Genomic DNA, 17,473 nt, shown 5'->3' with positions numbered 1-17,473 from the left:
ATGGAGAACAAGGCTCACGCGATCGCGGCCGGCATCTTTGTCCTCGGGGTGGCGGCGCTGCTCATTGCGCTGGCGGTCTGGCTCACCCGGGAAACAGGCCTGATGCGCCGCTACGAGATCGTCACGCGCAGCACCATCACCGGCCTGTTGCCGCAGGCCGCCGTGCGCTACCGGGGCGTCAAGGTGGGCAAGGTGGCCCGGATCGACCTCGACCCGAAGACGCCGGGCCAGGTCCTGGTGCTCATGGATATCGACCCCGACACGCCGATGACGCGTTCCACCTACGCGACCCTGGGCTACCAGGGTCTGACCGGCATCGCCTTCGTCCTGCTCGACGACAGCGGTGAGTCCCGCGAGCCGCTGCAGGCCCTTGCGGGAGAGCCGCCGCGCATACCCATGCGAGCCGGGTTCATGGAACAGTGGTCGCGCCAGGGCGAGCGCCTGCTGGGCGAACTCGAGGAAACCACCCGCCGCGTCAACCAGCTGCTGGCGCCCGAGAACCAGCAGGCCCTGCGCAGGAGCATCGACGCCCTGGGCGAGGCGGCCGCGGCCGTGCCGCCGGCCATGCGAGAGGCGGGCGCGTCATTCCGGTCCATGCGCGAGGCTGCCGGCACGGTGAGCGCCAGCGCCGAGCAGGTGCGCAAGACAGCCGACCACTATGCACGCCTGGCCCAGCGTCTGCAGCAGCCCGGCGGTACGCTGGAGCAGTTGCAACAGGGCGTGGGGGCCCTGGCGGCCACCGGCCAGACCGTGCAGCAAAGCAGCCTGCCGCGGCTCAACCGCACGCTCGAAGACACGGGCCGCGCGGTGCGTCAGGTCGGGCGCGCTGCCGCCTCGCTGGACGAACACCCTCAGGCCCTGATTTACGGCCCGGCCCTGTCCCTGCCGGGCCCGGGTGAACCTGGTTTTGTTGTGCCGCGAGGTGCGCGATGAGGAGTCTGCACGTGAACAAGCTTGTGGCCTGGCGCCGTTTTTTCCTGACCGTCCCGGTCGTCCTGCTCGCGGCCTGCGCTGCTTTGCCCGAGCGCGCCCCGGCACCGCTGCGGTATGACTTCGGTCCGTCCGCTGCCGTCCTTGCCCAGCCAGTGTCGGGCGCGCGGCCCTTGCTGGCCCTGCGCGTGCAAGCCAGCCCGGCGCTGGACAGCCCGGCCATGCTCTACCGCCTGGCTTATGCCGATGCCCAGCAGTTGCGCGCCTACAGCCAGTCGCGCTGGGCCATGGTGCCGGCTGAACTGGTGCAGCAGCGCCTGCGCGAGGGCCTGGGCCGGCAGTTTGTGCTACCCCCCGGTGATGTGGCGCCGCGTCTGCTGCTTATCGAGCTGGACGAGTTCAGCCAGCTCTTCAGCAGCCCGGAGCAGAGCGCCGGCCTGCTGCGCCTGCGCGCCACGCTGCTGCAGCGCACGGCCGGTGGCGAGCAGCTGCTGGCCCAACGCGAACTGCAGCTGCAGCAGCCGGCCGCCAGCGCCGACGCCGCGGGTGGCGTGCGCGCTTTGGGTGCGGCCACCGATGCCGCACTGACCGAATTGGTGCAGTGGCTGCAAATGCAACGGTAAGCATGCATATAACTTGGGGTTTGCCCCAAGACGGTGCAAACCCCAGTATCTTCAGTGCCCTGAATCAGGCACGCTCCTTGCGGATAGATGGATATCCATCCACAAACCAGGAGCTTCCTCATGAAACTGGACCGTCGTTCGTTTGTTTCCAAAACCGTCACTGCCGGCGCCGCTGCCGGTGCGCTGGCCTTCCCCATGGTGGCCAAGGCGCAGCAGAGTTTCAACTGGAAAATGACCAGTGCCTACCCCAAGGGCTCACCTTTTTATATGGACGGCCCGGGCAGCGCCACCGACCTGGCCAAGCGCATCAATGACATGTCGGGCGGCCGCCTGAAGATCCAGGTCTTCGGCGCTGGCGAACTGATCCCGGCTTTCGAGGGCTTCGACGCCGTGCGCGCCGGCACCGTGGAGATGAACCACGCCAACAGCTACTTCTGGACCGGCAAGACCTTTGCGGCCCAGTACTTCACGGCCGTGCCCTTCGGCCTGAACTTCCAGGGCATGAACGGCTGGCTCTACGACGGCGGCGGCATCGACCTGTGGAACGAGGTCTACGCGCCCTTCGGCATGGTGGCCATGCCCTGCGGCAACACCGGCGTGCAGATGACGGGCTGGTTCAAGAAGGAGATCAAGAGCGTTGCCGACCTCAAGGGCCTGAAGATGCGCATCCCCGGCCTGGCCGGCAAGGTCTACGCCAACCTAGGCGTGGACGTGAAGGTGCTGCCCGGCGGCGAGATCTTCCCGGCGCTGGAGCGCGGCGTGATCGACGCGGCCGAGTTCGTCGGCCCCTACCAGGACCGCCGCCTGGGCCTGCAGAAAGCGGCCAAGTACTACTACACCACAGGCTGGCACGAGGCCGCCACGGTGTCCGAGCTGTTGATCAACAAGGCCGCCTGGGACAAGCTGCCCAAGGACCTGCAGGCCATCGTGCAGAACGCCTCGGCCGCCTGCAACGTTATCAGCGAAGGCTGGTGCCAGAAGGCCAATTCCGAGGCCATGGACGATCTGGTCAAGAACCAGAAGGTCATTGCCAAGCCGCTGCCGGATTCGGTGATCAAGGCCCTGCGCACCGAGACCGAAAAGGTGCTGGCCGAGGCCGTGGCCAAGGACCCGCTGGTCAAGAAGGTGCACGATTCCTACATGGGCTTCAAGGCCAAGTACGACCGCTGGGTCGAGGTCAGCGAAGAGCAGTACCACAGCAAGGTGCGTGGTTAAGCGATAGCGTGTGTCGTCCCCTTGGCGCCGAGCCTGTCGAGGCGCCAAGGGGACAGTGTCAAGGACCTCGACCCATCCAGGCCCCGCAGGCGTGGCGTGGGTCGAGGTCTGTGTGAAAGGTATGTCATGAAAAACAAGGCGATCACCTCCGTGATGGAGAAGATTGAATCGCTGGTCGATGTCGTCGGGCGGGCCACTCTCTGGGTGGCTCTGGTCATGATCGGACTGGTCGCGGTCAATGTGCTGCTGCGCTACTCCTTCAGCTTCGGCTCGGTCTGGGCCCAGGAGCTGGAGTGGCACCTGCTGGCAGCCCTCATCCTGCTGGGCATGTGCTACGCCCTGCAACGTGGCGACAACGTGCGCGTGGACCTGTTCTACGCCAGCTACTCGGCGCGCAAGAAATTCATCGTCGACCTGATCTCGCTGCTGCTGCTGCTGGCCGTGGCGCTGATCTTCATCAAGGTGTCGATCGCCTACGTGATGCAGGCCTATTCCATCCAGGAGAGCTCGCCCGATCCGGGTGGCATCCCGCTGCGCTGGATCGTCAAGTCGCTGATCCCGATCGGTTATGGCCTGGTGGCCCTGCAGACGGTGGCGGCCTTGTTGCGCCTGTTCCACGAGCGTGCACAGTCGGTGGAGGGTGGCCATGTTTGAACCGCAGACCTATGCCATCCTGATGCTGGTGGGTTTTTTCGCCCTGCTGATGCTGGGCGTTCCGGTGGCCACCACGCTGGCGACCGTGGGTTTCATCTTCGGCTACCTGGGCTTCGGTGACAGCCTCTTCAGCCTGCTGCCGGCGCGTTTCTACGGCATCGTGGCCGGTTACCAGTGGATGGCGATCCCGCTCTTCGTCTTCATGGGCGTGATGCTGGAGAAATCCCGCCTGGCCGACGACCTGCTCGACGTCATGGGCCACATCGCCGGCGGCGTGCGCGGCGGCATGGGCGTGGGCATCATCCTGTTCGGCGTGCTCATGGGCGCGACCACCGGCATCGTCGGCGCCACCGTCATCACCCTGGGCCTGCTGACCCTGCCCACGCTGATCAAGCGTGGTTACAACAAGAGCATCGCCTGCGGCGCCATCTGCGCTTCCGGAACGCTGGGGCAGATCATCCCGCCCAGCCTGATCCTGATCCTGCTGTCCGACATCATGCAGCTCTCGGTGGGCACACTGTTCGCCGCGGCGGTCGGGCCGGGCATGCTGCTCTCGGCCGTGTACATCATCTTCCTGCTGGTGCTGGGCTGGCTCAAGCCCGACCTGATGCCGCCGATTCCGCAGGACGAGCGCGATGGCGTCACGCGCCGCCAGCTCTGGATCCGCTTCTGGAAAGTCGTGGTGCCGCCCATCATGCTGGTGGTGGCGGTGCTGGGCTCCATCGTCGGCGGCATCGCCGCGCCGACCGAGGCCGCCTCCATGGGTGCTGTGGGTGCGGTGCTGATCACCGTCCTTTCGAAGCGTTTCACCTGGAAGGTCCTGAAAGACGTGGCGCTGGAGACCAGCAAGATCACCGCCATCATGATGCTCATCCTCATGACGGCCCAGGTGTTTGCGCTGGCCTTCCGCGGCCTGCATGGCGAGGACCTGATCACGCGCATGTTCGAGGTGCTGCCCGGCGGCGTGAACAGCGACATCTGGTTCATGATGCTGCTGATCTTCGTGCTGGGTTTCTTCATCGAGTGGATCGAGATCAGCTACATCGCCGTGCCCCTGTTCCTGCCGGTACTGCTGGCTCAGGGGGTAGACCCGGTCTGGCTGGCCATGCTGATCACGGTGAACCTGCAGTCCTCCTTCCTGACGCCGCCTTTCGGCTGGGCCCTGTTCTATCTCAAGGGCGTGGCGCCGCCGGAGGTGACGATCAAGGACATCTACAAAGGTGTGATCCCCTTCATCACCATGCAGTTCCTGGCGCTGCTGCTGCTGTTCTTCTACCCGCAGATCGCGCTGTGGCTGCCCAAGGCCATCGGCTGGTAGCATGATGTGACCGTTTGGAAAGGCGCCTGTGGGCGCCTTTCCCTTTCCTGAGGAATTTCGTATGGCCCAATCCGTCTATGGCCGCCGCGGTATCGCGGTGGCGCCCCACTCCCTGGCCGCCGAGTCGGCCGTTGCCGTGCTGCGCGAAGGCGGCAACGCCCTGGAGGCCATGGTGGCCGCCGCAGCCACCATTGCCGTGGTCTACCCGCACATGAACTCCATCGGCGGCGACAGCTTCTGGGTCATCAACGGCCCGGGCAACCGCCCCGGCGGCATCGACGCCAGCGGTCGCAGTGCGCTGGCGGCCAGCCGCGACTGGTACGCCCAGCGCGGCATCAGCGGCAGCATTCCCTTTCGCGGCGGCACCGCCGCGCTGACCGTGGCCGGCACCATTTCGGGCTGGGGCGCAGCGCACCAGCTGTCGGCGCAATCGCTCGGTGGCCGCCTGCCTCTGAGCCGCCTGCTGGACGACGCGATCTTCCTGGCGCGCCAGGGTATCCCCGTCACGCGCAGCCAGGCCAGCACCACGCAGGCCAAGCTGGCCGAACTGAAAGACCGCCCGGGTTTTGCCGAGACCTTCCTGACCCAGGGCCAGGTGCCGCAGGTGGGGGCACTGTTCAAGCAGTCACGCCTGGCCGACACGCTGGCGCTGATCGCGCGCAAGGGCACGGACGAGTATTACCGCGGCGCGCTGGCGAAACAGATGGCGGCCGAGCTGGCCGCTGTGGGCAGCCCGCTCACGCTGGCCGACTTGCAGGCGCACCAGGCCAGACTGATCGACCCGCTGACCGTGCCGGTCGGCGGCGCGCAGCTGCACAATATGGTGCCGCCTTCGCAGGGCCTGGTGTCGCTGCTGATCCTGGCGCTGATGGAGCGTTTCCCGGGCTGGAAGCAGGCCGGCCCCGAGAGCGCGGCTTTCATCCATGCGCAGGTGGAAGCGACCAAGCTCGCTTTCCGTGTGCGCGACCGATACCTCACCGACCCCGACTTCATGGCCCTGCCGCCGGCCGAGCTTCTGACACCGGCGCGTATCGATGCGCTGGCGAAGGAATTCAAGTCCGACGTGGCCCTGCCCTGGGGCAAGAAGACCGATCCGGGCGACACCATCTGGATGGGCGTGATCGACCAGAATGGTCTCGCTGTCTCTTTCATCCAGAGCATCTACCATGAGTTCGGTTCCGGCGTGGTGCTGCCCAGCAGTGGCGTGAACTGGCAGAACCGCGGTTGCAGCTTCTCGCTGGACCCGAAGCACGTGAACACGCTGGAGCCGCGCAAGAAACCCTTCCACACGCTGAACCCGGCCATGGCCCAGCTGGCCAACGGCGGCAGCATGGTCTACGGCACCATGGGGGGCGACGGCCAGCCGCAGACGCAGGCCACCATCTTCAACCGCGTGATGCGTTTCGGCGACCACCCGCAACAGGCCATCGAGCGGCCGCGCTGGCTGCTGGGCCGCACCTGGGGCCAGTCCAGCGACTCGCTCAAGCTGGAGAGCCGTTTTGACCCGGCCGTGCTGACGCAGTTGCGCGCGCTGGGCCACGAAGTGGAGACCATCGGCGCCTGGGACGAGGGCGTGGGCCACGCCGGTATGCTGGTGCGCCACCCCAACGGCGTGCTGGAAGGCGGTTTCGATCCGCGTTCCAACGGTGCGGTGGCAGCGTTCTAGAAACGCTTCAACGTCCGAGGGCCGGGAACAGTTTCATCAGGCCATCGGACATCACCTCCACGGCCAGGGCCGCGAGGATCAGGCCCATCAGGCGGGTCATCACGTTGATGCCGGTCTTGCCCAGCACACGTGCGATCGGCTCGGCCAGCGCGAAGCAGAGGGCCGTGGCCAGCGCCACGACCACGCCGTAGCCCACCAGGGTGCCGAGCTGCAGCAGGTCTTTCGCCTTGTCGGCGTAGATCACCACGGTGGACATGGTGGCCGGGCCGGTGAGCAGCGGGATGGTCAGCGGCACCACGGCGATGCTGGCGCGCGCGGCCGAGCGTTCGGCCGCGCTCTGCATCTCTTCCGCGTTGGACTTGGCTTCGGCCGGTTGTGCATTGAGCATGGCCAGGGCCGAGGTCAGCAGCAGCATGCCGCCGCCCACCTGGAAGCTCGCCAGCGAGATGCCAAAGAAGGCCAGGATCTGCAGGCCCAGCAGGGCGCTGATGGCAATCACCGCGAAGGCGCTGAGCGAGGAGATCCAGATGGTGCGCAGGCGCTGCTCGCGCGTGAAACCCTGGGTGTAGTGGATGAAAAAGGGCACGATGGCCAGCGGGTTGACGATGGCCAGCAGGGTGACGAGGGGTTTGAAGTCCATGACGGGCTCAGGTGGTGGTGGCTGGCGTGCGGCGGCGGAACATGCCCCAGCCTTCCATGTGCAGCACCTTGTCGCCGCGCTGGTTGTGCATCTCCCACAGCGTGCGCACCAGGCCCACGTCGGGCCGGCTGCCCATGGGGCGGCTGTCCAGGATGGTGTGGCGCAGGCTCAGCGTGTCGCCGGGAAACACCGGTTTGGTCCACTTCAGGCTTTCCAGCCCGGGCGAGCCCAGGCCGGCCGCTTCGGACAGGAAGTTGTCGACCATCAGGCGCATGGCCATGGCGCAGGTGTGCCAGCCGCTGGCGCACAGGCTGCCGAAGACCGAGGCCTGGGCGGCGGCCTCGTCCAGGTGGAAGGGCTGCGGGTCGAACTGGCGCGCGAAGTCCATGATCTGTTCGCGCGTGGGGCTGACGCTGCCGAGCTCGCGCGTGCTGCCCACGGCCATGTCTTCCCAGTAGTACCTGAAGGTTTTCGTGCTCATCAGCGCCCTCCCGTCACGTCCAGGATGGAGCCGGTCGAGTAGCCAGCCTCATCCGACAGCAGCCAGACGATGGCGTTGGCGATTTCCTGCGCCGTGCCGGGGCGCTGCATCGGGATCTGTGGCGCCAGGCGTTGCGCGCGCCCGGGCTGGCCGCCGCTGGCGTGGATCTCGGTGTCGACGATGCCGGGCCGTACCGCATTGACGCGGATGCCTTCGGTGGCGACCTCGCGCGCCAGCCCCAGGGTGAACACGTCTACCGCACCCTTGGCGGCCGCGTAGTCCACGTACTGCCCGGCCGCGCCATGCACCGAGGCCACGCTGCCGACGTTGACGATGGCGCCGCCCGTGCCGCCATGGCGTGTGCTCATGCGGCGCACGGCTTCGCGTGCGCACAGCATGGTGCCGAAGACGTTGATCGCGAACATGCGCTGCCAGCGTGCCAGGCTCTGTTCGTCCACACGCTGGGTGGTGTCCACCACGCCGGCGTTGTTGGCCAGGGCCGTGAGGCGGCCGAGCTTGGCGTCGACCTGCTGGAACATGGATAGCACCTGGGCCTCGTCGGCTACATCGGCGCGCACCGCCATGGCCGTGCCGCCACCGGCGCGGATCTGCCGCACCACCTCGTCGGCTGCCAGCGAGTTGCTCGTGTAGTTGACGGCGACCGCGTAACCGCGCTGCGCGGCCAGCAGCGCCGTGGCGGCGCCGATGCCGCGGCCGCCCCCGGTGACCAGTAGAACCTTGTCCAAATCCCAGCTCCTGCAGGTGTGATGACGACAAGATACCATTGCCGCAGAAACAGCCGGAACATGCAAGAGGAGACACGATGAGCCGTACAGTGGACTACTATTTCGCGCCGCAAAGCCCCTGGACCTATCTGGGCCATGCGCGTTTTGCCGCCATGGCCAAGGCCGCCGGCGCCACCATCCGTGTGTTGCCGGTGGATCTGGGCGGCAAGGTGTTTCCCATTTCCGGCGGCCTGCCCTTGCCGAAGCGCGCGCCGCAGCGCCAGGCCTACCGCCTGGTGGAGCTGAAGCGCTACAGCGAATTCCTGAAGATCCCGCTGCATCCCCAACCCAAGTACTTCCCGGTCGGTGGCGACGATGCCGCCTGCCTGATCATCGCGGTGGATCAGCACGATGGCCCTGACGCCGCGATGAAGATCGCCGGCGCCATCATGGCAGCGGTCTGGGCGCAGGAGCGCAATATCGGCGACGATCAGGTGCTGGCCGCGCTGCTGGCTGAATGTGGTCTCGATGCCAAACGGCGGGCACAGGCCGACAGCCAGGAAGTGCGCGAACGTTACGAGGCCTATACGCAGCAGGCCATCGCTGCCGGTGTCTTCGGCGCACCGAGTTACGTCATCGACGGCGAGATTTTCTGGGGCCAGGACCGGCTCGATTTCGTGGCCCGCAAGCTGGGCGTATCCCCTTAAAAAGCAAACCAGGAGAACAGCGCATGGGACAGTTCATCGATCTGAAGGCCGCCGACGGTTTCACGTTCCCGGCCTACGTGGCACAACCGGCGACCAAACCGCGCGGCGGCGTGGTGGTGTTGCAGGAAATCTTCGGCGTCAACGCGCATATCCGCGCCGTGGCCGACGGTTATGCGGCCGCGGGTTATCTGGCGGTGGCACCGGCCACCTTCCACCGCGTCAAGCCCGGCGTCGAACTGGGCTATGCCCCTGACGACATGAGTGCCGGCATGGCGCTCAAGGCCACCGTGGAGGCACTGCCGGCGCCCGGCGTGCTGCAGGACATCCAGGCCGCCATCACCCATGCGGCCCAGGCCGGCAAGGTGGGCGTGGTCGGCTACTGCTGGGGTGGCCTGCTGACCTGGCGCACGGCCTGCCTGCTCAAGGGGGTGAGTGCGGCCGTGCCTTATTACGGTGGCGGTGTCACCACCGAGGCCGAGATCGCGCGCACGCCGAAGTGCCCGGTGCTGGCGCACTTCGGCGAGAAGGACCACTGGATTCCGCTGGAGGGCGTGGCGGCTTTCCAGAAGGCCCACCCGGAAACCGAGGTGCATGTCTATGCGGCCAACCACGGCTTCAACTGCGACCACCGCGGAGCCTGGGATGCCACGGCCGCGGCGCTGGCGCGCGAGCGCACCCTGGCCTTCTTTGCCAAACACCTGGGCTGACATCATGTGGCGCCCGCTGCTGGTGTTGTGTGGGCTGGCCTTGGCCGGCCCGGCCCATGCGGCCGACTACAGCGGCCCGCTGTTCGACGCCCACCTGCACTACAACGAAGAGGCCTATCAGGGCCCGCACCCGCTGGACGATGTGCTGGCCCGCATGCAGCGCAACGGTGTGCGCGCTGTCATCGCCAACAGCCGGCCCAATGACGGCACCAGGACCCTGGCCTCGGCCGGTGTGCAGACGCGCGCGGCCGGCGTGACGGTGGTGCCCTTCATCCGCCTCTACCGCAACCGGGCCGACTACGACAACTGGTTCCGCGACGAGAGCATCTACACCATGGTGCAGACCGAGTTCGCGCGTGGCACGGCGGCCGGGCCCTACCGCGGCATCGGTGAGTTCCATCTCTACGACAGCGCCAATGCCAACGGCCCGGTGGCGAAAAAGCTCATGCAGTTCGCCGCAGAGAAGCAGCTGGCCGTGCTGGCCCATGTGGATGACGTGGCCATCGACCTGCTGATGGCGCATGCGCCCGGCGCGCGGCTGATCTGGGCGCACACCGGCATCGGCGGCTCACCGGCGGCGCGTGTGGCGGCGCTGATGGAGAAGTACCCACTGCTCATGGGTGAGCTGTCCTACCGGCCGGGGCTGACATGCGACGAAAGCCGCCTGTGTCCTGAATGGCGTGCGCTGCTGCTGAAATACCCGGACCGCTTCCTGATCGGCTCCGACACCTGGGTCAACCAGCGCTGGATGTATTACGACGAACTGATGCGCGGCTACCGTCGCTGGCTGGGTGACCTGCCGCCCGAGGTGGCACGCCGCATCGCCTGGGACAACGGAGCGAGCCTGTTCCAGTTGAGCAGACCTTGAGATGAGTTCGACCTTCCAGCTGCCCCTGTTTCCCCTGCAGACCGTGCTGTTTCCCGGCAGTGTGCTGCCGCTGCGCATCTTCGAGGTGCGTTACCTGGACCTGATCCAGCGTTGCCAGAAGGAGGGCGCTCCCTTCGGCGTGGTCTGCCTCAGCAGCGGCAGTGAGGTGCGGCAGCCGCCACGCCCGGGCGAGGCGGGTGAGCCGGCCTTCGGGCCCGAAGTGTTCCACCTCGTGGGCACGATGGCACACATCACCTCCTTCGAGCGGCCGCAGCCGGGGCTGATGCTGGTGCGCTGCCGCGGTGGCCGACGCTTTCGCCTGCTGCGCAGCGAGCAGCTGAAACACGGCCTGTGGACCGGCGAGGCCGAATACCTGGAGGAGGACACGCCGGTGCCGGTGCCGGAGGACCTTGTCCATGTCCGCGTCGGCCTGCAGCGTCTGCTGCAACACATGCAGGCGCAGGCCAAACCCGGTGACGAGTTGCCGATCCAGCCCCCGCTGCAGTGGGACGACTGCGGTTGGCTGGCCAACCGCTGGTGCGACATCCTGCCGGTGAGCCCGCAGCTCAAGCAGCAGTTCCTGGCGGTGGACAGCCCCCTGGTGCGCCTGGAGCTGGTGGCCGATCTGCTGGTGCACCTGAAGATCGGTTCCGGTCCCGACGCCGGGACAGCGCCAGGACCGAACTGAGCTAACGCCCGCTGCGCTCAAGGTAGCGCTTGCGCCAGAACAGCAGGGCCAGGGCGACAGCGGTCAGCCCCATGGAGCCCATGGCCCACCAGAAGCCGCCGTCGCTGTGGATCAGCGGGATGGCATCGAAATTCATGCCGAAGATGCCGGCGATCAGGTTCAGCGGCAGGAAGATGGCGGTCAGCACCGTGAGCGTGCGCATGATGTCGTTGGTGCGGTTGCTCTGGGCGCTGAAGTGCATCTGGACCACGGTTTCGATGCTGTGCTCGAGGCGACGCACGTGGTGCACGACCCGTTCGATATGTTCCAGCAGGTCGCGGCTGCGCACCTGCAGTTGGTCGCGTTCCCGTTGGGCCATGGGTGTGCCGGCTTCGGGCCAGTCTTCGATCACCTCGATCCAGTCGATCACGGCCTGGCGCTGGTCCTCGCAAAGCTCGTCGAGCTGGCGCAGGGACAGGCGCGCATCCAGCAGCGAGGTCCAGTTGGAAAAGCGGGTGCGCGGGTTGAGCAGTTCGGCCTGCCAGTGGTCGAGCTGGCGCGTCAGTTCACGTCGCAGTTCCAGAAAACCGTCCACCATCAGGTTGACGATGCGCAAGGTCAGGTCGGCCGGTGAGGTCGGCAGGCGGCTGTTGGCGGTGCGCAGGTCGTGGGCACTGCTTTTCAGCCGGCTCGCATAGGCATCGCGTACGGCGCAGTCCGATGGATGGACCGACAGCAGCACATTCTCGAAGATGGCAAAGCCGACGGGGCTGGTGTCGATATGCCGCAGGATCGGCGGCCCACCGCGATGGTGGGCGGGCTGCATGGTCGTCGCCTCCCCATTCTGGGACTGGCTGGCCAGGCGACGGAAGACCAGCAGGTCGTACTGCGAGGTGTAGTCGAAGTGCGATGGCAGTTGCGTGTTGACCAGATCCGAGACGTGCAGATCCAGCAGCTGGATGCCGCACAGGGCCTGCAGGCAGGACTGGATCTCGGTCAGTCGCCCCTCCAGTTCCTGGCGGGTGCAGCCGATCCATATGAACCCCTGGTCGGGAGCCTGCGCTGGCAGCGCGTCGCTTTCGCTGATTGCGGTGGCCGTGATGCTGAAGACGCGCATGCCGCGGGGGCCTATTTCTGCAGCAGCCGCGCTGCCGCAATGGCGAAGTAGGTCAGCACGCCATCGGCACCGGCGCGCTTGAAGCCCAGCAGACTTTCCATCATGACGGCGTCGTGATCGAGCCAGCCGTTCTGCGCGGCGGCCTTGAGCATGGCGTACTCCCCCGAGACCTGGTAGGCGAAGGTGGGCACGCGGAACTCGTCCTTCACGCGGCGCACCACGTCCAGGTAGGGCATGCCGGGCTTGACCATCACCATGTCGGCGCCTTCGGCGATGTCCAGGGCCACCTCGCGCAGGGCTTCGTCGGTGTTGCCCGGATCCATCTGGTAGACCTTCTTGTCACTTTTGCCCAGATTGGCCGCCGAGCCCACTGCGTCCCGGAAAGGACCGTAGAAGGCGCTGGCGTACTTGGCGCTGTAGGCCATGATGCGCGTGTGCACCAGGCGGTTGGCTTCCAGGATGCTGCGGATGGCGCCGATGCGCCCGTCCATCATGTCGCTGGGTGCCACGATGTCCACGCCGGCCTGGGCCTGGGTCAGGGCCTGCCGCTCCAGGATCTCCACCGTCTCGTCGTTCAGGATGTAGCCGCTGGCGTCAAGCACGCCGTCCTGGCCGTGGCTGGTGTAGGGATCCAGCGCCACATCGGTCATGATGCCCAGCTCGGGAAAGCGCTCCTTCAGGCCGCGCACCACGCGCGGCACCAGGCCCTCGGGGTTATGGGCTTCCTTGCCGTCCAGGCTTTTGAGCCGGCTGTCGATCACCGGGAACAGGGCCATGGCCGGGATGCCCAGCTTGACGCATTCCTCGGCCACGGGCAGCAGCAGGTCCAGGCTCAGACGCTCGACACCAGGCATGGAGGCCACGGTCTCACGCCGGTTCTGCCCGTCGAGGACGAATACAGGATAAATCAGGTCGTTGACGCTGAGTGCGTGCTCGCGTACCAGCTTGCGGGTGAACTCGTCGCGGCGCAGCCGGCGGGGCCGGCCCATGGGGTAGGGGGCATAAGGTGTCATGGGGAAAATTGTGCCCGATTCCGTTGTGGCCGGGATGGGTATGCAAAAGTGCCAAAAATGTCCGTTCCCGCTGGATTCCGTGGTCCCGGCTTGCATTCCGGATACGTTTTTGTTAGATTCGGCTCTGGGTGGTTCGCCACCCCCCGCTTTTCCTCCCTGAGCGGGGCCTTGATGTGTGACAGCAAAAAAGGCTTGCAACCCCGGCTTATGGCCGGGGTTTTTTTTGTTTCGGCCGTTGCGCTTAACTTGCCCCTGCGGGCCAAGTTAGCCTTCGACGCAAGCCGCTGTGCGGCTTGTGCCCCCGTCACTAAGTCTCGGTCTAAACTCAGCGCATGCTCTGGGTCAAATCACTTCACATCGTTTTCGTCGCCAGCTGGTTTGCCGGTCTGTTTTACCTGCCGCGCATTTTCGTGAACCTGGCCATGGTGCCGGCCGATTCGGTGGCCGAGCGGGAGCGCCTGCTGCTGATGGCGGGCAAGCTGATGCGGTTCACCACGATCCTGGCCGTACCGGCTCTGGCCTTCGGCTTCTGGCTCTGGCTGGGTTACGGCATTGGGCGCGGCCCGGGCAATGGCTGGCTGCATGCCAAGCTGGCCGTGGTCGTGCTGGTGCTGGGTTACCACCATGCCTGCAGCGTTTTGCTCAAGAGATTCCAGCGCCGTGACAACCGGCGCAGCCATGTCTGGTACCGCTGGTTCAACGAAGCACCCGTGCTGCTCTTGCTGGTGGCCGTCGTGCTGGTGGTGGTCAAGCCTTTCTGAGCCCACGGGGCGCCATGCCGCACAAGACATCCGCCTGGCCCCTGAGTCTGGTCTATGTGGGGCTGGTGGTCTATGCCAGCTTGTATCCCTTTGCCGACTGGCGTGACCAGGGGCCCTTGCCCTGGGGGTTTCTCGTTGCGCCGTGGCCGCACTACTGGACGGCCTTCGATCTGCTGTCCAATGTGCTGGGGTATGCCCCTCTGGGTTTCTTGCTGGCCCTGGGTGCGCTGCGCACCGGCCAGGGCAGCCGTGCCGTACTGCTGGCCACCGTGGCAGGAGGCGCCCTGTCCCTGCTGATGGAGACCCTGCAGGGTTATCTGTCGTCGCGGGTTCCCTCCAACATCGACTTTCTGCTCAACCTGGGCGGTGCCTGGCTGGGGGCAGTGACGTCCACCCTGCTGGAAAAGCTGGGGGCCATCGACCGCTGGATCCGTTTTCGCGGCCGCTGGTTCGTGCCCGAGTCGCGCGGCGCCCTGGTGCTGCTGGCGCTGTGGCCCTTTGCCCTGCTGTTCCCTGCGGCGGTGCCGCTGGGTCTGGGCCAGGTGTTCGAGCGTGTGGAAGCGGGGCTGGCTGAACTGCTGCTGGACACGCCCTTTCTGGAGTGGTTGCCGCTGCGGGCCGTGGAATTGCAGCCCCTGGTGCCCGGCGCGGAAATGGCCTGCGTGTTGCTGGGGGCCCTGATTCCCTGCCTGCTGGGTTTCAGTGTCATACCGTCCCTGGGCCGGCGCGCAGGTTTTGTGCTGGCGGTTCTGCTGGCGGCCATGGGCGCCACGCTGCTGTCGGCCACGCTGAGTTATGGGCCGGTGCACGCCTGGGCCTGGTTCAGCCAGCCGGTCCAGGCCGGCCTGGTGCTGGCGGTCGCGCTGGCCCTGCTGCTCTTGCGCGTGCCGGCGCGTGTGTGCGCCGCCTTGCTGCTGCTGGTGCTGGGCTTGTACCTGGTCCTGATCAACCAGGCGCCGGCCAGTCCCTACTTTGCCCATAACCTGCAGATCTGGGAGCAGGGGCGTTTCATCCGTTTCCATGGTCTGGCCCAGTGGCTGGGTTGGCTCTGGCCCTACGCCGTACTGCTGTATGTGCTGGTCCGCGTCTGGGGCCTGAGCAGCCTGGACAGGGCTGCACCTAAAATCCGGGAATGAGCACCGACACCGTACCCTCTTATTACGAACGCCACGTCTTTTTCTGTCTCAACCAGCGCCCTGCCGGCGAGTCCTGCTGTGCCAACCACCAGGCAGAGGCGGCCTTCGAGCGCTGCAAGTCCCTGGTCAAGGCGGCGGGACTGGCCGGCCCGGGGAAAGTGCGCGTGAACCGCGCCGGTTGTCTGGACCGTTGCGCAGGCGGACCGGTGGCCGTGGTCTACCCTGAGGCGGTCTGGTATTCCTATGTGGACGTGAGCGACATCGACGAGATCGTCGAATCGCACCTCAAGAAGGGCCAGGTGGTCGAGCGCCTGCTGACGCCCCCCCATCTGGGGCGCTGACGTGAATGCCCAGACCGAGAGATTGACGCTGGTCGGCCCGGTGGGCCGCATCGAAGCCCTGCGCGACGCCCCGGCGGATGATGCGCCCCCGAAGGGGGTCGCCGTCATCGCCCACCCTCATCCGCTGTTCGGCGGCACCATGGACAACAAGGTGGTGCAGACGCTGGCGCGCGCTTTTGTGCAATGCGGCTGGCAGGCCGTGCGCTTCAATTTTCGCGGGGTCGGCGCCAGCGAGGGGGTGCATGACGAGGGCCGGGGCGAGGCGCAGGACTTTCTGGCGCTGGTGCAGCAGTGTGCTCCCTCGGGTCCGCTGGCACTGGCTGGTTTTTCCTTCGGCTCCTTCGTCATGAGCCAGACCTTGTCAGCACTCTGGCCGGCGCGCCAGATCGACAAGCTGGTGCTGGTCGGCGCCGCCGCCAGTCGTTTCCAGGTGGCCCAGGTGCCCCCGGACCTGCACGAGCGTACCCTGGTGATCCACGGCGAGCACGACGACACCGTGCCGCTGGCGGCCGTGATGGACTGGGCTCGTCCCCAGGTGTTGCCGGTAACGGTGGTGCCTGGCGGCAGCCATTTCTTTCACGGGCAACTGCCCCTGCTCAAGAGCCTGGTGGTACGCCACCTTACTTCCAGTACCTGATGAAAAAGCTGTTTTGCTGGCTGGCTGCGCTGGTGGGCCTGACGATGAGTGCCGTCTCGGCCCAGACGGCTCCCCAGCCCCCCGAAATCGCGGCACGCTCCTACCTGCTGCTGGACCTGAGCAGTGACCAAGTCCTGGCCGCACGCGAGGCGGACAGCCCGGTCCAGCCCGCTTCCCTGAGCAAGCTGATGACGGCGTACCTGGTCTTCGATGCCCTGCGCCTGGAGCGGCTGGGGCTGAAGCAGAGCCTGTCGGTCAGCGAGCGCGCCTGGCGTCAACCCGGCTCGCGCATGTTCATCGACACCCGGATGAGGGTGCCGGTGGAGGACCTGCTCAAGGGCTTGCTGGTGCAATCCGGCAACGATGCCGCCATGGTGCTGGCCGAAGGCGTGGCGGGCAGCGAAGAGCGGTTTGTCCAGCTCATGAACGAACAGGCCCGGGCTCTGGGCATGCAGTCGACCCGTTTTGTCAACCCGACGGGCCTGCCCCAGCCGGGACAGCAGAGCACGGCGCGCGATCTGGCGGTCCTGGCTTCGCGTTTGCTGCGCGACTTCCCGGAGCGGGCCCACCTGCATGCCATCCGCAAGTACCACTACGAGGGGACACCGCCAGCGAATGACAGCAACCGCAACCTGCTGCTGTTTCGCGATCCCTCGGTGGACGGACTCAAGACCGGTCATACCGAGACGGCCGGTTATTGCCTCATAGCGACGGCACAACGCGAGTTTCCCCGTCTGGGGCCGGCTGGCGCGCCCGGCGCCCGGCGCCTGCTGGCCGTGGTGCTCGGAGCCGACAGTGAAAACGCCCGCGCCAGCGAGGCGCAGAAGCTGCTGAACTGGGGTTATGCCGCTTTCGAGGCGGTCAAATTGTTCGAGGCCAACCAGCCGGTTCTGACCCCGGCGGTCTGGAAAGGACAGTCCGCCCAGGTTCGCCTGGGACGCCCGCAGGCCGTGGTGGTGACGGTGCCGGCCGGACAGGCCGGTCGCCTGCAGACCGAGGCCGTGCGCCCCGATCCCCTGATCGCCCCGCTCAAAAAAGGGCAGATCAGCGGCACTTTGAAAGTAAAAATAGGTGAGCACACGCTTTCAAATATCCCATTGATTGCGCTGGAATCAGTGGAGGAGGCGGGCCTGATCGGTCGCGCCTGGGATGCCTTCAGGCTCTGGATCCAGTAAGCCGAATGTCCCCTGCCCGGGCCTCGGTCACGGGCGGCATGGCGAGAGAGTCGTTGCGGGGCTGGGGCTGACCTGATACACTCGAAGGCTTT

The 17,473-nt window shown here is 66.4% G+C and carries 20 protein-coding genes; 15 read left to right on the top strand and 5 right to left on the bottom strand.

What is annotated here, in order from left to right:
- The 6 genes from HTY51_RS15705 to HTY51_RS15680 all read left to right on the top strand — a co-directional run bounded on the left by HTY51_RS15705 (position 1) and on the right by HTY51_RS15680 (position 6,406).
- Positions 1-933 carry an MlaD family protein gene (locus HTY51_RS15705; protein WP_174253600.1) on the top strand — a complete coding sequence of 311 codons (933 nt, stop codon included), beginning with the start codon at positions 1-3 and terminating at the stop codon, positions 931-933.
- 11 nt (positions 934-944) lie between these two features.
- Positions 945-1,553, top strand: a complete 609-nt coding sequence (locus HTY51_RS15700) for an ABC-type transport auxiliary lipoprotein family protein (RefSeq protein WP_254606902.1) — start codon at positions 945-947, stop codon at positions 1,551-1,553.
- 120 nt (positions 1,554-1,673) lie between these two features.
- On the top strand, positions 1,674-2,768 hold the full coding sequence (locus HTY51_RS15695; protein WP_174253598.1) for a TRAP transporter substrate-binding protein: 1,095 nt from the start codon (positions 1,674-1,676) through the stop codon (positions 2,766-2,768).
- Between the two features lie 126 nt (positions 2,769-2,894).
- The gene (locus tag HTY51_RS15690) at positions 2,895-3,422 is read left to right on the top strand and encodes a TRAP transporter small permease subunit (RefSeq protein WP_174253597.1); all 528 of its coding nucleotides are present in this window, start codon (positions 2,895-2,897) and stop codon (positions 3,420-3,422) included.
- On the top strand, positions 3,415-4,740 hold the full coding sequence (locus tag HTY51_RS15685) for a TRAP transporter large permease subunit (RefSeq protein ID WP_174253596.1): 1,326 nt from the start codon (positions 3,415-3,417) through the stop codon (positions 4,738-4,740). Before HTY51_RS15690 ends, HTY51_RS15685 begins: the two co-directional genes overlap by 8 nt.
- Positions 4,741-4,801: 61 nt before the next feature.
- Positions 4,802-6,406 carry a gamma-glutamyltransferase family protein gene (locus tag HTY51_RS15680; protein WP_174253595.1) on the top strand — a complete coding sequence of 535 codons (1,605 nt, stop codon included), beginning with the start codon at positions 4,802-4,804 and terminating at the stop codon, positions 6,404-6,406.
- 7 nt (positions 6,407-6,413) lie between these two features.
- On the opposite strand, the gene HTY51_RS15675 is transcribed toward HTY51_RS15680, so the two are convergent.
- The 3 genes from HTY51_RS15675 to HTY51_RS15665 are packed head-to-tail and all read right to left on the bottom strand — an operon-like array spanning position 6,414 to position 8,273.
- Positions 6,414-7,046 carry a MarC family protein gene (locus HTY51_RS15675; protein ID WP_174253594.1) on the bottom strand — a complete coding sequence of 211 codons (633 nt, stop codon included), beginning with the start codon at positions 7,044-7,046 and terminating at the stop codon, positions 6,414-6,416.
- Between the two features lie 7 nt (positions 7,047-7,053).
- On the bottom strand, positions 7,054-7,527 hold the full coding sequence (locus HTY51_RS15670) for a MaoC family dehydratase (RefSeq protein ID WP_174253593.1): 474 nt from the start codon (positions 7,525-7,527) through the stop codon (positions 7,054-7,056).
- The gene (locus HTY51_RS15665; protein ID WP_174253592.1) at positions 7,527-8,273 is read right to left on the bottom strand and encodes an SDR family oxidoreductase; all 747 of its coding nucleotides are present in this window, start codon (positions 8,271-8,273) and stop codon (positions 7,527-7,529) included. Before HTY51_RS15665 ends, HTY51_RS15670 begins: the two co-directional genes overlap by 1 nt.
- A gap of 77 nt (positions 8,274-8,350) precedes the next feature.
- On the opposite strand from HTY51_RS15665, the gene HTY51_RS15660 reads away from it, so the two are divergent.
- Genes HTY51_RS15660 through HTY51_RS15645 form a run of 4 tightly spaced genes read left to right on the top strand, consistent with a single transcriptional unit; the run spans position 8,351 to position 11,222 of the window.
- Positions 8,351-8,959: a 2-hydroxychromene-2-carboxylate isomerase gene (locus HTY51_RS15660; protein ID WP_174253591.1), complete on the top strand. Its 609-nt coding sequence runs from the start codon at positions 8,351-8,353 to the stop codon at positions 8,957-8,959.
- 23 nt (positions 8,960-8,982) lie between these two features.
- Positions 8,983-9,666 carry a dienelactone hydrolase family protein gene (locus tag HTY51_RS15655; RefSeq protein WP_174253590.1) on the top strand — a complete coding sequence of 228 codons (684 nt, stop codon included), beginning with the start codon at positions 8,983-8,985 and terminating at the stop codon, positions 9,664-9,666.
- A gap of 4 nt (positions 9,667-9,670) precedes the next feature.
- Complete coding sequence (locus HTY51_RS15650; protein WP_174253589.1) at positions 9,671-10,534, top strand: amidohydrolase; 864 nt, start codon at positions 9,671-9,673, stop codon at positions 10,532-10,534.
- Between the two features lies 1 nt (position 10,535).
- Positions 10,536-11,222: an LON peptidase substrate-binding domain-containing protein gene (locus tag HTY51_RS15645; protein WP_174253588.1), complete on the top strand. Its 687-nt coding sequence runs from the start codon at positions 10,536-10,538 to the stop codon at positions 11,220-11,222.
- A 1-nt stretch (position 11,223) separates the two neighbouring features.
- Here HTY51_RS15645 and HTY51_RS15640 read toward each other — a convergent pair whose 3' ends face one another.
- Complete coding sequence (locus tag HTY51_RS15640) at positions 11,224-12,318, bottom strand: magnesium transporter CorA family protein (RefSeq protein WP_174253587.1); 1,095 nt, start codon at positions 12,316-12,318, stop codon at positions 11,224-11,226.
- A gap of 11 nt (positions 12,319-12,329) precedes the next feature.
- Positions 12,330-13,331, bottom strand: a complete 1,002-nt coding sequence (hemB, locus tag HTY51_RS15635; RefSeq protein WP_174253586.1) for a porphobilinogen synthase — start codon at positions 13,329-13,331, stop codon at positions 12,330-12,332.
- 332 nt (positions 13,332-13,663) lie between these two features.
- On the opposite strand from hemB, the gene HTY51_RS15630 reads away from it, so the two are divergent.
- From HTY51_RS15630 to HTY51_RS15610, 5 genes are read left to right on the top strand one after another with little or no spacing between them, the layout of a single operon-like run.
- A complete protein-coding gene (locus tag HTY51_RS15630; protein WP_174253585.1) occupies positions 13,664-14,092 on the top strand; it encodes a CopD family protein in 429 nt (142 codons plus the stop codon).
- Between the two features lie 14 nt (positions 14,093-14,106).
- A complete protein-coding gene (locus HTY51_RS15625; RefSeq protein WP_174253584.1) occupies positions 14,107-15,228 on the top strand; it encodes a VanZ family protein in 1,122 nt (373 codons plus the stop codon).
- Entirely contained in the window at positions 15,225-15,569 is a 345-nt protein-coding gene (locus HTY51_RS15620; protein ID WP_174253583.1) for a ferredoxin, read from the top strand. Before HTY51_RS15625 ends, HTY51_RS15620 begins: the two co-directional genes overlap by 4 nt.
- Position 15,570: 1 nt before the next feature.
- Positions 15,571-16,206 (top strand): alpha/beta hydrolase, encoded by a 636-nt coding sequence (locus HTY51_RS15615; RefSeq protein ID WP_174253582.1) that lies wholly within the window; start codon positions 15,571-15,573, stop codon positions 16,204-16,206.
- Positions 16,206-17,381 (top strand): D-alanyl-D-alanine carboxypeptidase family protein, encoded by a 1,176-nt coding sequence (locus HTY51_RS15610; protein ID WP_174253581.1) that lies wholly within the window; start codon positions 16,206-16,208, stop codon positions 17,379-17,381. The genes HTY51_RS15615 and HTY51_RS15610 overlap by 1 nt, the downstream gene beginning before the upstream one ends.
- The last annotated feature ends 92 nt before the right edge of the window (positions 17,382-17,473 follow it).

Origin of the sequence: Rhodoferax sp. BAB1, assembly GCF_013334205.1 — a bacterium.
GTDB lineage: Bacteria > Pseudomonadota > Gammaproteobacteria > Burkholderiales > Burkholderiaceae_C > Hylemonella.
This window is presented reverse-complemented; position numbering and strand designations above follow the sequence as displayed.

What these genes read in the sequence shown, in the direction of transcription:
- HTY51_RS15705 (WP_174253600.1), top strand. Translation starts at nt 1, where the DNA reads ATGGAGAACAAGGCTCACGCGATCGCGGCCGGCATCTTTGTCCTCGGG.
- HTY51_RS15695 (WP_174253598.1), top strand. Translation starts at nt 1,674, where the DNA reads ATGAAACTGGACCGTCGTTCGTTTGTTTCCAAAACCGTCACTGCCGGC.
- HTY51_RS15690 (WP_174253597.1), top strand. Translation starts at nt 2,895, where the DNA reads ATGAAAAACAAGGCGATCACCTCCGTGATGGAGAAGATTGAATCGCTG.
- HTY51_RS15685 (WP_174253596.1), top strand. Translation starts at nt 3,415, where the DNA reads ATGTTTGAACCGCAGACCTATGCCATCCTGATGCTGGTGGGTTTTTTC.
- HTY51_RS15680 (WP_174253595.1), top strand. Translation starts at nt 4,802, where the DNA reads ATGGCCCAATCCGTCTATGGCCGCCGCGGTATCGCGGTGGCGCCCCAC.
- HTY51_RS15675 (WP_174253594.1), bottom strand. Translation starts at nt 7,046, where the DNA reads ATGGACTTCAAACCCCTCGTCACCCTGCTGGCCATCGTCAACCCGCTG.
- HTY51_RS15670 (WP_174253593.1), bottom strand. Translation starts at nt 7,527, where the DNA reads ATGAGCACGAAAACCTTCAGGTACTACTGGGAAGACATGGCCGTGGGC.
- HTY51_RS15660 (WP_174253591.1), top strand. Translation starts at nt 8,351, where the DNA reads ATGAGCCGTACAGTGGACTACTATTTCGCGCCGCAAAGCCCCTGGACC.
- HTY51_RS15655 (WP_174253590.1), top strand. Translation starts at nt 8,983, where the DNA reads ATGGGACAGTTCATCGATCTGAAGGCCGCCGACGGTTTCACGTTCCCG.
- HTY51_RS15650 (WP_174253589.1), top strand. Translation starts at nt 9,671, where the DNA reads ATGTGGCGCCCGCTGCTGGTGTTGTGTGGGCTGGCCTTGGCCGGCCCG.
- HTY51_RS15645 (WP_174253588.1), top strand. Translation starts at nt 10,536, where the DNA reads ATGAGTTCGACCTTCCAGCTGCCCCTGTTTCCCCTGCAGACCGTGCTG.
- HTY51_RS15640 (WP_174253587.1), bottom strand. Translation starts at nt 12,318, where the DNA reads ATGCGCGTCTTCAGCATCACGGCCACCGCAATCAGCGAAAGCGACGCG.
- hemB (WP_174253586.1), bottom strand. Translation starts at nt 13,331, where the DNA reads ATGACACCTTATGCCCCCTACCCCATGGGCCGGCCCCGCCGGCTGCGC.
- HTY51_RS15630 (WP_174253585.1), top strand. Translation starts at nt 13,664, where the DNA reads ATGCTCTGGGTCAAATCACTTCACATCGTTTTCGTCGCCAGCTGGTTT.
- HTY51_RS15625 (WP_174253584.1), top strand. Translation starts at nt 14,107, where the DNA reads ATGCCGCACAAGACATCCGCCTGGCCCCTGAGTCTGGTCTATGTGGGG.
- HTY51_RS15620 (WP_174253583.1), top strand. Translation starts at nt 15,225, where the DNA reads ATGAGCACCGACACCGTACCCTCTTATTACGAACGCCACGTCTTTTTC.
- HTY51_RS15610 (WP_174253581.1), top strand. Translation starts at nt 16,206, where the DNA reads ATGAAAAAGCTGTTTTGCTGGCTGGCTGCGCTGGTGGGCCTGACGATG.